Source organism: Pseudomonas sp. IT-P260 (genome assembly GCF_949768395.1).
GTDB lineage: Bacteria > Pseudomonadota > Gammaproteobacteria > Pseudomonadales > Pseudomonadaceae > Aquipseudomonas > Aquipseudomonas parakoreensis.
Genome location: NZ_CATKPO010000003.1, coordinates 91,578 through 105,246 on the forward strand (window position 1 = coordinate 91,578; position 13,669 = coordinate 105,246).

Consider the following 13,669-nt stretch of genomic DNA (forward strand, 5'->3'; position numbering starts at 1 on the left):
CTGTAGGAGCTGTCGAGTGAAACGAGGCTGCGATCTTTTGATTCTGGTTTTTTAAATCAAGATCAAAAGATCGCAGCGTGCCGCAGCTCCTACAGTTTATTGCGTTACTTCAGATCAAACCGATCCAGCTCCATCACCTTGGCCCACGCCGCCACGAAGTCCTTCACGAACTGCTCCTTCGCGTCAGCACTCGCATACACCTCGGCCAGCGCGCGCAAAATCGCGTTGGAACCAAACACCAGATCCACCCGCGTCGCCGTCCACTTCACGCTGCCGGTCTTGCGGTCGCGTCCTTCGAACTCGTCTGCTGCCGGTGAGGTCGGCTTCCACTCCACGCCCATGTCCAGCAGGTTGGTGAAGAAGTCATTGCTCAGCGTTTCAGCGCGCGAGGTGAACACACCATGCCGGCTTTGCCCGACGTTGGCCCCCAATACCCGCAGACCGCCGACCAGTACGGTCATTTCCGGAGCGGAGAGGGTCAGCAGTTGCGCCTTGTCGATCAGCAATGCTTCGGCGGAAACGGTGTATTTGCCTTTGCTGTAGTTACGGAAACCATCGGCAATCGGTTCGAGGAAACCAAACGACTCGACATCGGTTTGCTCCTGAGTCGCATCGGTTCGACCTGGATTGAATGGCACCGACACCGAGTGCCCGGCGTTTTTCGCCGCTTGTTCGACCCCGGCGTTACCTGCCAGCACGATCAGATCCGCCAGCGACACTTTCTTGCCGGACGAGCCCGCGTTGAACTCGTTCTGAACGCCCTCAAGGGTTTTCAGCACCTTGTCCAGTTGCTCCGGCTGATTGGCCTGCCAGAATTTCTGTGGGGCCAGACGCAGACGGCCACCGTTGGCGCCGCCACGCTTGTCGGAACCACGGAAGGTTGATGCGGCGGCCCATGCGGTGGACACCAGTTGCGACACCGACAGCCCGGACGCCAGCACTTTGCTTTTCAGCGCCGCCGCGTCGTTGCTGTCGATCAGCGGGTGCGTGGCCTCAGGAATCGGGTCTTGCCACAGCAGTTCCTCGTTCGGCAGTTCGGGGCCGAGGTAGCGCGACAGTGGGCCCATGTCACGGTGGATCAGCTTGTACCAGGCGCGGGCGAAGGCGTCCGCCAGTTGGTCCGGGTTGGCCAGGAAGCGTCGGGCGATCGGCTCGTAGATCGGGTCGAAGCGCAGCGCCAGGTCTGAAGTGAGCATGGTCGGCGAGAGCTTTTTGCTCGGATCGTGCGCATGGGGAACAGTGCCAGCCCCGGCGCCGTTTTTTGGTTTCCACTGGTGCGCACCGGCCGGGCTTTTGAACAGTTCCCACTCGAAACCGAACAGGTTTTCCAGGTAGTTGTTGCTCCACTGGGTCGGGGTGGTGGTCCAGGTGACTTCAAGGCCGCTGGTGATGGTGTCGGCGCCTTTGCCGGTGCCGAATGCGTTGCGCCAACCGAGGCCTTGTTCTTCCAGCCCGGCCGCTTCCGGCTCAGGCCCGACATTGTCGGCCGGGCCGGCGCCGTGGGTCTTGCCGAAGGCGTGACCGCCGGCGATCAGGGCCACGGTTTCTTCGTCGTTCATGGCCATGCGGCCAAAGGTTTCGCGGATATCACGACCCGAGGCGACCGGATCGGGATTGCCTTCGGGGCCTTCCGGGTTGACGTAGATCAGGCCCATCTGCACGGCGGCCAGCGGGTTTTCCAGGTTGCGTTCGCCCTGATCGGTGCGGCTTTCCTCTTTGCCATGCAGATCCGGTTCGGCCACCAGTGTGCCGTCCCCGGGGTCTTGCATGGCTGACTTGTCTTTGCCGTAACGGCTGTCGCCACCGAGCCATTCGCGTTCCGAACCCCAGTACACGTCTTCATCCGGCTCCCAGACATCGGGACGGCCGCCGGAGAAACCGAAAGTCTTGAAGCCCATGGATTCCAGTGCGACGTTGCCGGTGAGCACGATCAGGTCGGCCCAGGAAATATTGCGACCGTATTTCTGTTTGATCGGCCACAGCAGGCGCCGGGCCTTGTCGAGGCTGACGTTGTCCGGCCAGCTGTTGAGCGGGGCGAAACGCTGCTGGCCGGAGCCGGCGCCCCCGCGCCCGTCGGCGGTGCGATAGGTGCCGGCACTGTGCCAGGCCATGCGGATGAACAGCGGGCCGTAGTGGCCGAAGTCGGCTGGCCACCAGTCCTGCGAGTCGGTCATCAGCGCGTGCAGGTCTTGTTTCAGGGCCTGGAAGTCCAGGCTCTTGAAGGCTTCAGCGTAGTTGAAGTCCTTGCCCAGCGGATCGGACTTGGGCGAGTGCTGGCTGAGGATCTTCAGGTTCAGTTGATTCGGCCACCAGTCACGGTTCGTCGTACCACCACCGGCAGCGTGGTTGAACGGGCATTTCGATTCATTTGCCATGTTCGGATCCTTATCAGGTCTTGTGCGGCCGGCTGATGCCGACTTCGGACTAGTAAGGCTAGACCCGACTCGGGCAACCAGCTAATAGGCCGACTATTGGAGGTTGATAGGCGCAGTCTTTCAGCGTTTTTGCCTGTTGCGCAGGCTGCATGATTGTCTGATTCGCCTCTGAAATCCGCGTGCTTGAGGGCTTGCTGCAAAACGGATTGCGAGAATCGTGATGACAGAAAGAAATGTTATTGTATAACATAAAAAAGATTTCATTCTGTTTCTGCCAGCGTTACTCGCCAAACGCCTGCAGCGATCTCATTTTTCTGCTCATGGAAGTTCTGAAATGCCTGCCCGTTCCCAACCCCTTCAACGACGCCTGACTCCTCTGGCCGCCGCGCTGCTTGTTGCCTCACCCGTGTTCGCCGCCGAGCCGCTCGAACTGCAACCGCAAGTCATCACCGGCAACCCGCTGGGCAGCCAGACCCTGGCATCGCCCTCGACCGTCCTCAGCGGCGACGACCTCACGTTGCAGCAGAAGGGCAGCCTCGGCGAGACGCTGAACAAGCAGCCCGGCGTGTCCTCGTCGTACTTTGGCCCGGGCGCGAGTCGGCCGATCATTCGCGGGCAGGACGGTGACCGCATTCGCATCCTGCGTAACGGCGTCGGCGCGCTGGACGCCTCGTCGCTGTCCTACGATCACGCGGTGCCGCTGGACCCGGTCAACGTCGAGCGCATTGAAATCGTGCGTGGCCCGGCGGCGTTGCTGTACGGCGGCAGCGCGATCGGCGGGGTGGTCAACACCTTCGATAACCGCATCCCCACTGAAGCCATCGAAGGCATTCACGGGGCCGGCGAGTTGCGTTACGGCGGGGCCGACACCACCCGCAGCAGCGCGGGGAAACTGGAGGCCGGCAACGGTCAGTTCGCCTTGCACCTGGACGCCAGTGCCCGGGAGTTCAATGACCTGAAAATTCCCGGCTACGCCAAGACCGGCACGGCGCGCGCCAACGACGACGGCGACTCGCGCAAGCATCGGCTCGCCAACAGCGACGGTCGTCAGGATGGCGGCGCCGTCGGCAGTTCCTACACTTGGGATGACGGTTACGCCGGTCTGTCCTACAGCCATTACGATTCGAACTACGGCTCGCCCGCCGAAGACGACGTGCGCATTCGCATGCAGCAGGAGCACTACGCGTTCGCTTCGGAAATGCGCAATCTCGACGGGCCGTTCAGCTCGATCAAACTCGATGCCGGCTACACCGATTACCAGCACCGCGAAATCGAGGGCGGTGAAGTCGGCACCACCTTCAAGAACAAGGGTTACGAAGCTCGGGTCGAGGCTCGGCATCAGCCGCTGGGCCCGGTCAACGGGGTGATCGGCGCCCAGGTCAGCCGCAACGAATTCTCGGCACTGGGCGAAGAAGCTTTTGTGCCGCACACCGATACCGACGCTGGCGCACTGTTCATTCTGGAGGAGTTGCAAGCCACTGAGCGCCTGCTGTTCACTCTCGGCGGACGCCTCGAACACACCAGCGTCGACCCGGACGCCAAAGGCAATGAGCGCTTTGCCAATGCCGACCGCTCCAGCAGTTTCACCGCCGGCAGCCTGTCGTCCGGCGCGGTGTACACGCTGACGCCGATCTGGTCGGTCGCCGCGACATTGGGCTACACCGAACGCGCGCCGACGTTCTATGAGTTGTACGCCAACGGCGCTCACGTCGCGACCGGCACCTATGAAGTCGGCGATGCCGGGCTGTCGAAAGAAAAAGCCGTGTCCAGCGACCTCGCACTGCGCTTCGACAACGGCACGCACAAGGGCAGTGTCGGTGTGTTTTACAGTCACTTCTCCAACTACATCGGCTTGCTCGGCACGGGCCGTACACTGAATGACGAAGGCGAAGAGGATGCTGGCGGGATTCCCGAATACACCTACTCGGGTGTGCGTGCACGTTTCAGTGGCATCGAGGCGCAGGATCGCTGGACGCTTGGCGAAAATGCCTACGGCAAATTTGCTTTGGAGCTGTCCGGCGATTACACCCGCGCCAAGAATCTCGACACCGGCCAGGACCTGCCGCGCATCGCGCCGCTGCGCTTGAACAGTGGTTTGCTGTGGGAACTGGATCGCTGGCAGGCGCGGATCGATATCGAACACGCCAACTCGCAGCACCGCGTGCCAGACAACGAAAGCAGCACCGACGGCTACACCACGCTGGGCGCCAATGTGGGTTATCACTTTGATGTCGGCCAGAGCAAATGGCTGGCCTTCGTCAATGCCGAGAACCTGACCAACCAGACCGTGCGTTACGCCAGTTCGATCCTGCGCGATATTGCACCGGCAGAAGGGCGCAGCATTCAGGTCGGGTTGCGCACGACGTTCTGATAGCCCTTCGCCCCCCTGAAGGAGCTGCCGCAGCCTGCGGCAGCTCCTGCACGGGCATCAGCTTGATTGTGCGGTGTCATCCTCCGGCAGTGCATCCAGCGGATTTTCCTGCCCCGGAAACTCGGTGATCACACTGAAATCCGTGACCTCGACCGCGCCCAGTCCATAGCCGGCTCATACATTGTCGCAAACTGCTTTGATACCGCAGTTAATTGTCGTTTTTTAAACTTCTTATTTCGATTTCAGCTAATAACCTGTCAGTTATGACAGTAGCGCCCAAGATAATTGAGGCATAGCTTTTCAAGCGCAGGCAACCGCCTTCAAACGGATCGGAGCGCATCGACATGCAAAATTCAAATAAATCAGAAAAGCAAATTTTCGACCTGATTAATAAAAATCACCATCAATATAAAGGAACGTTTAATGCAAGCGTTGATGGAAGAGAGTTCATGTTCGCGAAGACAAACTTGCTTTTTCATACGGCAGATAAGGACTATTTTATTATTGGGGCTGATGATTACAACCACAACGTCGTTGCCTTCTGCGTTCCACAGGACTTGATAAAGGACGGCCCTCACCAGGTGAGATGGTACGAAGGTGAGCTGGTTTGGAGCGTTAGGATCTCAAACGTGTCTCATGTTATTAAACAAGGACTGGCAAATGTGACGTTCTCACGGACAGGCGAAAATCGATCCGGCGTTTCAGGTGACATCGATTTTGTTTTGCCTGATGGAAAGACAGTTACAGGTAAATTTGACATTAAGCGTCTTTAGTAAATGCCAAGGGACGGATCCAACCAATCCGTCCCCTCCCTGATTTCAACTCGATTGCACCGTTTCATCGTCCGGCAGCGCATCCAGCGGTTCTTCCTGCCCGGGCAACTCGGTGATCACACTGAAATCCGTCACCTCCACCGCACCCAGTCCATAACCCAGCAAGTGGAACGAAAACGCCTTGCGCTGTTGCGGGTTGTCGAAACTGAAATCCATCTCCAGCGGCTGGTCCGCCGTGGCGACCATCTCGGTTGGCAGGCCCAGTTGCACGTCCTGTTCGAACTCCTTGGCCTTGAGCTGAATGTACGCCGCCTGCTGCGGGTCCACCGAGCGCACGGTCAGGCGCACGCGGGTGTGCGAGCCCTTGGGCATTTCCAGATACTGCGCGCCGATCAGGTTGTCGGCCCAGTCATCGTTGATCTGCGCCTGCAGCGGGATGACGTTATTGCTGCCAAACTGGTAACGCTGATTGAGCGGGGTGCGCAGCAGCGACAGGTCCAGCGCCATGGCCCGCGCGGCAATCTGCCGGGCCTGCTGGCTGCTTTCATTGCCCTTGAAGGTGGCACGCTCGGCAATGAACCCGGCGCTTTCGTAGTAGCGGCAGCGGCGCGGCATGTCGCACTCGGAGAAGATCCCCTGACCATTGTGGTAGCGCAGTTTGCCGTTGGTGTAGGACATGATTTCGCGCCCGCTGTCGTAGTCGCGAAACAGCGAGCGGCCGCTCAACGCCGTTGGCACTGGCAAGTCGAAATAGTCGAGGATCGATGCGCTCAGATCGACATGACCGTACACCCCGGCATTCAGTCGCGGCAGTTGCTCATGTTCGGGTGCCAGCGTCAGGTTGAAGCCCCACGACGACGCCAGACGCACGCCGTCGATGCCGTGGGATTCGTCCGAGGTGATCACCACCAGCGTGTCCTTGAGCACGCCCTGGCGTTCGAGGCCGCTGAGGAACTGCTCCAGCGCATCGTCGAGATAACCGACAGCGGCCTGCTTCGGTGTCTCGTAGCGCGCCAGATAGTCTTCCGGCGCGGAGTAGGGCTGGTGGGTGCCAACGGTCAGCAGGGTGAGCATCCACGGTTGCTTCTGCTGCTTCAGTTGACCAACGTAATCCAGCGCGCCTTCGAAGAACGCCTTGTCATCCTTGCCCCACGGAAACTCCAGATGGTTGGCGTTAGAGAACCATTCCAGACCGTGGGTCGCATCGAAACCGATGTGCGGCATGATCTTGTCTTTGGCCATGAAGCGCAGACCGGCGCCTTGCAGGTAGTGAGTGCTGAAGCCGTGCTGGCGCAGCTGCGCCGGCAGGCAGGCCTGATTGCGCTCCTGCTGGGTGAGCATTTCCACGCCTTTGGGCGTGCCGTTGTTGAGCTTGTCGTAATCGCCGCAGAGCATGGCGTACAGGCCGCGAATGGTCTGGTGCGTATGCAGCACGTAATCCGGGGTGTTCATGCCGCGCTCGGCCCAGCGGCTGAGATGGGGCATAAGGTCTTCCTGATAATGGCTGCCGATGGCCTCGCGATTGGCGCGGATGTATGCGCCGGGAATGCCTTCCAGCGCGATGATCAGCACGTTGCGCGCCTGCCCCGGCGCGGCCAGCAGTTTGTGGCCATTGAGATCCAGATCGGTCAGCCCGGCCATCTGTGGCGCGGCGGGTTCGACGTCACCGTCCAGCCATTCCTCGGCCTGCAACTGCAGATCGGCGACTTGCGAGGCGAGCAACTGATGCGGCAGGTTGTACATGCGCCACGGATCCTCCTCGCTCGGCCACTGGTTTTGCACGCCCCAGTGCGCGGCGAACAGCAGCGCCGGTGCAGCCCACACGGCACGGGGCAGGGCAGCAGCGGGTTGCGCGCGATTGGCGAGCCGCGTCAGCAACCAGAACAGCAGCGCCAGCAACAGGGCCACGCCCAGCGCCGGATGGGCAAAGCCGCCACCGGTGGAGTTTTCCACGAACTGCGGGTCAATCAGGTAATGCAGGTCGGCAGGATTCGGCAGCCGGCCGACAGCGCTGACCAGCTCCGCCGTCGCCACCGCCAGCAACCCCCAGAACAGCAGCAACGGCAACCCCAGCCACCACGCCCGGCGATGCAGCAACAGCACCAGCGAACTGCCAATCGCCAGGTCGGACAAATAGCCCAGCGGCGACGACCAGCCCAATGCCGCGCGCAGGCACACCGGTACGATCAGTACCAGCAGAATCAGGGAAAACAGGCGGGCATGCGGTTGCCGCAACCAACGCAAAAGAACGCTCACAAACACAGACCTTCCAGCCATCAAACCGTCATAAAAGTGTGCGCGATGATACCAAGGGTGGGCTGCGTGATCGCCCTTTTAAACGCGTGGCTGATCTGCTCGCGCAGACGCGGTGCAGGGCTTGAGGCCGTGACCAGCGCTGGTGTCAGCCCGCCAGTGACTGACGCACAAGGTGTAACTGATGGCAGATTTATTGTTTCAGGCTGTTTAAATCAGCGCATGACGGCCAATGCGAGCGTGCTATGGATATTCGATAACGGTATTTAATTTCTGTTTTTTATAGCGATAGAGTTCGGCCTTTCAGCCAAATCCATCCTGCTGCGAGGTTGTCATGGCCACACCGTTCAAACGTTCTGCGCTGACCCTGTTGGCCGCATCTCTGGCGAGCAGCATGCTGTTCAGCAGCGGTGCGCAGGCCGAAGGCAAGATCAGCATCGCCCAGCAATTCGGCATCGGTTATCTGATCCTCGACGTGGTTCGTGATCAGCAACTGATCGAAAAACAAGGCCGGGCGCAGGGGCTGGAGATCAAGGTCGACTGGAACAGCATCTCCGGCGCCACTGCCATGAACGAAGCATTGCTGACCGGTGCGCTGGACGTGGTCTCCGCCGGGGTGCCGCCGATGCTTACCGTGTGGGATCGCACCCGCGGCAAACAGAACGTCAAGGCCATTGCCTCGCTCGGCTCGATGCCCAATTACTTGCTGACCAACAACCCCGACATCAAAACTCTGAAGGACTTCAGCGACAAGGATCGTATCGCCGTGCCGGCGGCGGGCGTGGGTTTCCAGTCGCGTACCTTGCAGATCGAAACGGCCAGGGAATTCGGCAATGACCAGTACAAGAAATTTGACGACATCTCGGTCAGCCTGCCGCATCCGGACGCCACGGCGGCGCTGATTGCCGGCGGTTCGGAAATCAACGCGCATTTCTCCAGTCCGCCGTTCCAGTATCAGGCGCTGCAAAACCCCAACGTGCACAAAGTGCTGAGTTCCTACGACGTGCTCGGTGGTCAGGCCACCTTCAACGTGCTTTACACCACGGAAAAATTCCACGACGAAAACCCCAGGACCTACAAGGCGTTCTACGACGCGTTGGCCGAAGCGGAAAAAATCATCAAGGCTGACAAACCCGCCGCCGCCCAGGCGTACATCCGCGTCGAACAGTCGAAGCTGCCGCTGGCGCTGGTCGAGAAGATCGTCACTGATCCGGAAATCGACTTCACAGTGGTGCCGCAGCGCACGTTTATCTACGCCGAAAAATTGCAGGAACTGGGCGTGCTGAAGAACAAGGCCGGCAGCTGGAAGGATTACTTCTTTGAAGAGGCGCATGGTGGCGCGGGGAGCTGATAACGGCTCGCCAACTCGCCAGAGAGTTGAAGCCTGTGGTTGTTTCTGGACAGCCTGATGGCCACTCAGTAGCATTCGAGCCCAACGGACTTTCCCTTCGCACGTCGTCCGACGTGGCGTTTTCAAGGAATCGACATGCGCGACACCCCCAATGGCGAACAACGAACGGTCGTGACCTTGGTCAACGGCGAGATTCACCACGAAACTCAGATCAGTTTCAGTTCGGTGTCGGTCGTCAATGGCGAAGTTCGGGTGCATACCGCTGAAGGCAATCAAATAAATGTCCAGGTACCGGGTGCGGACTTCTCATTGCGCTTTGATCTGGATGGAGCGCAGCAGATTCCAGTGGCGCAGCAGGCACCGGTTGAAACAGTACCCATCGACAACAACCTGAAATTGTTCACCTGGAAAACCGTACTGATCACCCTTGGGCTGTGGACAGTGGTCAACCTGATCACCGGTTGGCTGGGATTCTTTGCGGCAGGCGGTTATCTCGGTTATCGCTGGAGTCAGGTGTTGAAGCGCAAGCAGCAGTTGGCTGCGGCGCCCGTGGAGAAAACTGCGGCGGCTTCACGCTCGGGGATGTCGAGAGAAAGTGTGCGCAACGCACTGGCTCGCAAACGCGGCTGACTTGCGCAATAAAAAGGGGCGACCTGATCATCAATCAGGCCGCCCCTTTTTATTGCTGCGCAGTCAGATTAATGCATCTTGCTGTGATCGTGTCCTTCCATGTGCGTCAGCGCACGGACTTCGGCTTTGACTTCGACGGTCTGTTTCTCGCCCTTGGCGTTTTCCACGGTCAGGGTCAGCGGCACGCTTTCGCCTTCCTTGAGCTGAGCGGTCAGGCCCATCAGCATCACGTGGTAGCCGTTCGGGTCGAAGCTGACCGCTTTGCCGGCCGGCAGGTCGACCGATTTGACCGGGCCCATGCTCATCACGTCGTTCTTCATGGTCATTTCGTGGATCTGTACATCTTTGGCCACCGGCGAGGCCACGCTCAGCAGTTTGCTGTCGCTGTCGGCGGTGACGGTCATGAACGCACCGCTGGCCGATTGGGTCGGCACGGTCGCACGCACCCAGGCGTCGTCGACCTTGGTCTGAGCGCTGGCCTGAAAAGCCAGGCCCAGCAGGGACACAGCGAGAACGGCGCGTTTGATGTTGTTCAAAACGGGGTACATCAGCAGACCTCCATAACGGTGAGCAAATCTTCCGTGCACTCTTGTGCCGAAAGCGATACAGACAGACCCAGGCGCAGCTGGCCGCGCGAGTCGTAGACGTAACTGGTGGACGTGTGGGAGATCGTGTAAGTATCGCCCGCCGGGACCTTCTCGTAGAACACGTCGAATTCCTTGGCCGTGGCCTTGGTTTCCTCGACGGTGCCGTACAGCGCGACGAAGCTCGGGTCGAAGGCTTTGACGTAGCTGTCGAGGATCTGCGGGGTGTCGCGTTCCGGGTCGAGGGTGATGAAGATCACCTGCAGACGGTCGCCGTCCTTGCCCATCAGTTTCTTGATCTGCGCGGCGCGGGCGAGGGTGGTCGGGCACACGGCCGGGCATTGGGTGAAGCCGAAGAAGATCATCGGCATCATGCCGCGGAAGCTCGACAGCGTCATGGTTTCGCCGTCGGTGTTCTTCAGCTTGAAGGTGCGCCCGAGGATCTTGTCGCTCAGGTCCTTGCCGTACTTGTACGACAGTTGGCCACGGGTGTCGCAGCCGGCGAGCAGGCCCAGGCCCAGCACGCCCATTCCCGCAAGCACCTTGCGGCGAGTCAACAAAGCCGTCATCTAATACCGCCTTTTGCAGCCCGTCAGTCGACAGGACTGGCGGGGGGTTAACCGTAAAAGCGGCGCATGATACCAAACTGACGGCAGACGCCGGCCACGGATCGCTGCGTGGCGCAGGATCGGGCGACAAAAGGTGTAAGAAAAAGTGACGAGGAGCTAATGAAAATTCGCCTCATCGGCCCGCCAGCCGCCGCCCAGCGCGGTGTACAGGTTGACCTCGGCCACCAGTTGCGCCAGCCGATCGGTGATCAGCCCCTGCTGTGAACTGAACAGCGAACGCTGTGCATCGAGAAACGTCAGGCTGCTGTCGACGCCATTCTGATACCGATGCTGCGCCAGGTTGTAGTAGTCCTGAGTGGCCTGCACCAGATCGCGTTGCGCCTGCAACTGCTGCTGATAAGTGCTGCGCGCCGCCAGGCCATTGGCGACTTCCTGAAATGCGGTCTGAATCGATTTCTCGTATTCGGCGACTGCGACGTCTTTCTGCAACTTCGAATAATCCAGGCTCGCGCGCAGGCTGCCGGCGTTGAAAATCGGCAAGTTGATTTGCGGCTGGAACGTCCAGGCGCCGGAGCCAGCGCTGAACAGCCCGGACAGATCGCGGCTGGAGGTGCCGGCGCTCGCGGTCAGGCTGACACTGGGGAAAAACGCCGCGCGCGCCGCGCCGATATTGGCGTTGGCCGCCTTCAGTTGGTACTCGGCCTGGAGAATGTCCGGGCGCCGTTGCAGCAGATCCGACGGCAACCCGGCCGGCAGTTGCCGGATCAGATCGCTGGCCAGTGGTTGCGCCGGCAGTTGCTCGGGGACTGGCGCGCCGACCAACAGCGTCAGGCTGTTGAGATCCTGCGCCACCTGGCGTTTGTAGCGCGCCAGATTGGCTCGCGAACTGTCGACACTGGTCTTGGCCTGCGCCTGTTCCAGCGCCGAAGACTTGCCGGCGTCACGGTTGCGCGTGGTCAGGCGCAGGCTCTGTTCATCGGCGGCGAGGGTCTGGCGCGTCAGTTCGAGCAACTCCTGATCGGCGCGCCAGGTCAGGTAGGCATTGGCGACGTTGGCCACCAGACTCAGCTCGGCACTGCGCCGCGCCTGCTCGGTCGCCAGCCAGGTTTGCAGCGCCTGCTCGCTGAGGCTGCGCACCCGGCCGAAAAAATCCAGCTCATAGGCACTGACGCCGAGATTCGCCGCATAGGTCGAATTGATCATGGCTTTGCTGCGGGTCACGCTGGGCGGCAGGCGTTGGCGCGACTCGCTGGCATTGGCCGACACTGCCGGCAGCAGATCGGCGCGCTGGATCCGGTACTGCGCCTGGAACGCCTCGACGTTCAGCGCCGCCACGCGCAGGTCGCGATTGTTCAGCAGCGCGCTTTCAATCAGCTGTTGCAGCGCCGGGTCGTTGAACAGCGTGCGCCAGTCTTCAGTGCGTGCTGCGGCGGGTGTCTGTGTCGGGTAAACCGCACCTTGCGGGTACTGCGCCGCGCTCGGTGAGGCAGGGCGCTGGTACTCGGGAATCAACGAACAACCGGCCAACAGGACGGCGAGGGACAGCAGGGACATGCGCAACATCGAACGCTCTCATGCAGAAAAAATACGTGCCGGGGGACTCAGTCTCCACACCCCTCGCGAACACCGTTGAAGCCTGACTTCGCTGTTACGCCCCCGCCATCCAGCGCGCCAGGCCATGCCGTCCGCTGACGCCCAGTTTGGCGGTGGCACGCTTGAGGTAGGTCTCGACCGAACTGCTCTTGACCCGCAGCTGCTCGGCCAGTTGCGGCACGGTGCCGCCGGTCAGCAGACCGAGGCAGACTTCCTTTTCCCGGGCCGAGAGGACAATGGCGCCCAGCGCCAGGCGCTCGTCGAACACCTGCTGCAACGGCGCCTGCTCCAGATCGGCCAGGGGCAGGCGCGGTTGTTTGGCGACGATCTGTCGACTGAGTTGCGCGTGCCGTTCAATCAGCGGCAACAGGGTGTCGGACAGGCTTTTGAGAAACGACAGCTCCGGCAGGGAAAACACCCGTTGCGTATGCGGTCGGTAGAACGAGATGACACAACGGCGGTTTGAGGTGCGCGACACCAGATTGCACTGGTGCACGCTGTGCTGCGGATGGCGGGGCTGGAGTGAGGCTTTGAGTTGAATCAGCAGGGAATCATTCATCTCGATCATCTTCTGCAATAGCGGATGATCGTCCGGACTCGTCAACGGGTCTGGCGGCGGAAAGGTCTGCGGCAGGCCGGCACTGCCCAGCGCCTTGATCTCGACCACGCTGGCCTGACGCTCGTCCAGCGTCCACTCGCTGAGATCGACGCGATTGACCGGCACCAGGGTGTCGACCAACTGGAACAGGTTATTGGCGAAATGATCATCGCCGGTGCTGGCAATCAGTTCCCCCAGTTGCCAGTAGAAGTGCGGGTTTTCCATGTTGCGAATGCTGCCGGTCAGATTCATATCCTTGTCATCCCTGGTTCCGAGTCATCACCGAATCGTCCGCTGTTGATGCAAAAGCCGCCCACGCAATCGTCTCTCCTTGAAACTGATCTGGGGCGGGATTTAAGCCTATGGATTTGTCCTACGTCTGTAGGGGAAAACAGGGACACAAAGTGCCATCATTTCTGAAAGTTGGCGCCGGGCTTCTGACGCTGCCTGGTACAGAGGTCGCGCTTTGCGTGACTGTTCGGTCACGGCAAAGGCTTGAAAACCGAGGCAGTTACGTTTTCATGTACTGACTGCGCTGGTCGATGGCGGCGTCAGCGTGTGGCATTTTTCCT

10 protein-coding genes are annotated in these 13,669 nt (G+C 60.3%); 4 read left to right on the forward strand and 6 right to left on the reverse strand.

Features of this window, described 5'->3' with window-relative positions; genetic code table 11:
* Window positions 1-104: 104 nt before the first annotated feature.
* On the reverse strand, window positions 105-2,375 hold the full coding sequence (katG, locus tag ACM6HV_RS02555) for a catalase/peroxidase HPI (protein ID WP_414903373.1): 2,271 nt from the start codon (window positions 2,373-2,375) through the stop codon (window positions 105-107).
* Between the two features lie 334 nt (window positions 2,376-2,709).
* Between katG and ACM6HV_RS02560 the strand changes: the two genes are divergently transcribed.
* Together ACM6HV_RS02560 and ACM6HV_RS02565 are read left to right on the forward strand one after the other, a co-directional pair.
* Window positions 2,710-4,746, forward strand: a complete 2,037-nt coding sequence (locus ACM6HV_RS02560; protein ID WP_414903375.1) for a TonB-dependent receptor — start codon at window positions 2,710-2,712, stop codon at window positions 4,744-4,746.
* A 344-nt stretch (window positions 4,747-5,090) separates the two neighbouring features.
* Window positions 5,091-5,519 carry a hypothetical protein gene (locus tag ACM6HV_RS02565; RefSeq protein ID WP_414903377.1) on the forward strand — a complete coding sequence of 143 codons (429 nt, stop codon included), beginning with the start codon at window positions 5,091-5,093 and terminating at the stop codon, window positions 5,517-5,519.
* Window positions 5,520-5,564: 45 nt separating this feature from the next.
* On the opposite strand, the gene ACM6HV_RS02570 is transcribed toward ACM6HV_RS02565, so the two are convergent.
* A complete protein-coding gene (locus ACM6HV_RS02570) occupies window positions 5,565-7,796 on the reverse strand; it encodes an LTA synthase family protein (RefSeq protein ID WP_414903379.1) in 2,232 nt (743 codons plus the stop codon).
* Window positions 7,797-8,106: 310 nt separating this feature from the next.
* On the opposite strand from ACM6HV_RS02570, the gene ACM6HV_RS02575 reads away from it, so the two are divergent.
* Complete coding sequence (locus ACM6HV_RS02575) at window positions 8,107-9,123, forward strand: ABC transporter substrate-binding protein (protein WP_414903381.1); 1,017 nt, start codon at window positions 8,107-8,109, stop codon at window positions 9,121-9,123.
* A 135-nt stretch (window positions 9,124-9,258) separates the two neighbouring features.
* Window positions 9,259-9,753 (forward strand): hypothetical protein, encoded by a 495-nt coding sequence (locus ACM6HV_RS02580; RefSeq protein ID WP_414903383.1) that lies wholly within the window; start codon window positions 9,259-9,261, stop codon window positions 9,751-9,753.
* Between the two features lie 68 nt (window positions 9,754-9,821).
* Here the strand turns inward: ACM6HV_RS02580 and ACM6HV_RS02585 are convergent, their stop codons facing one another.
* From ACM6HV_RS02585 to ACM6HV_RS02600, 4 genes are all read right to left on the reverse strand, one after another.
* Window positions 9,822-10,301: a copper chaperone PCu(A)C gene (locus ACM6HV_RS02585; protein WP_414903385.1), complete on the reverse strand. Its 480-nt coding sequence runs from the start codon at window positions 10,299-10,301 to the stop codon at window positions 9,822-9,824.
* The gene (locus ACM6HV_RS02590) at window positions 10,301-10,906 is read right to left on the reverse strand and encodes an SCO family protein (RefSeq protein ID WP_041067212.1); all 606 of its coding nucleotides are present in this window, start codon (window positions 10,904-10,906) and stop codon (window positions 10,301-10,303) included. Before ACM6HV_RS02590 ends, ACM6HV_RS02585 begins: the two co-directional genes overlap by 1 nt.
* A gap of 156 nt (window positions 10,907-11,062) precedes the next feature.
* The gene (locus tag ACM6HV_RS02595; protein ID WP_414903388.1) at window positions 11,063-12,469 is read right to left on the reverse strand and encodes an efflux transporter outer membrane subunit; all 1,407 of its coding nucleotides are present in this window, start codon (window positions 12,467-12,469) and stop codon (window positions 11,063-11,065) included.
* Between the two features lie 85 nt (window positions 12,470-12,554).
* The gene (locus ACM6HV_RS02600) at window positions 12,555-13,349 is read right to left on the reverse strand and encodes a helix-turn-helix transcriptional regulator (protein WP_041067206.1); all 795 of its coding nucleotides are present in this window, start codon (window positions 13,347-13,349) and stop codon (window positions 12,555-12,557) included.
* Between the last annotated feature and the right edge of the window lie 320 nt (window positions 13,350-13,669).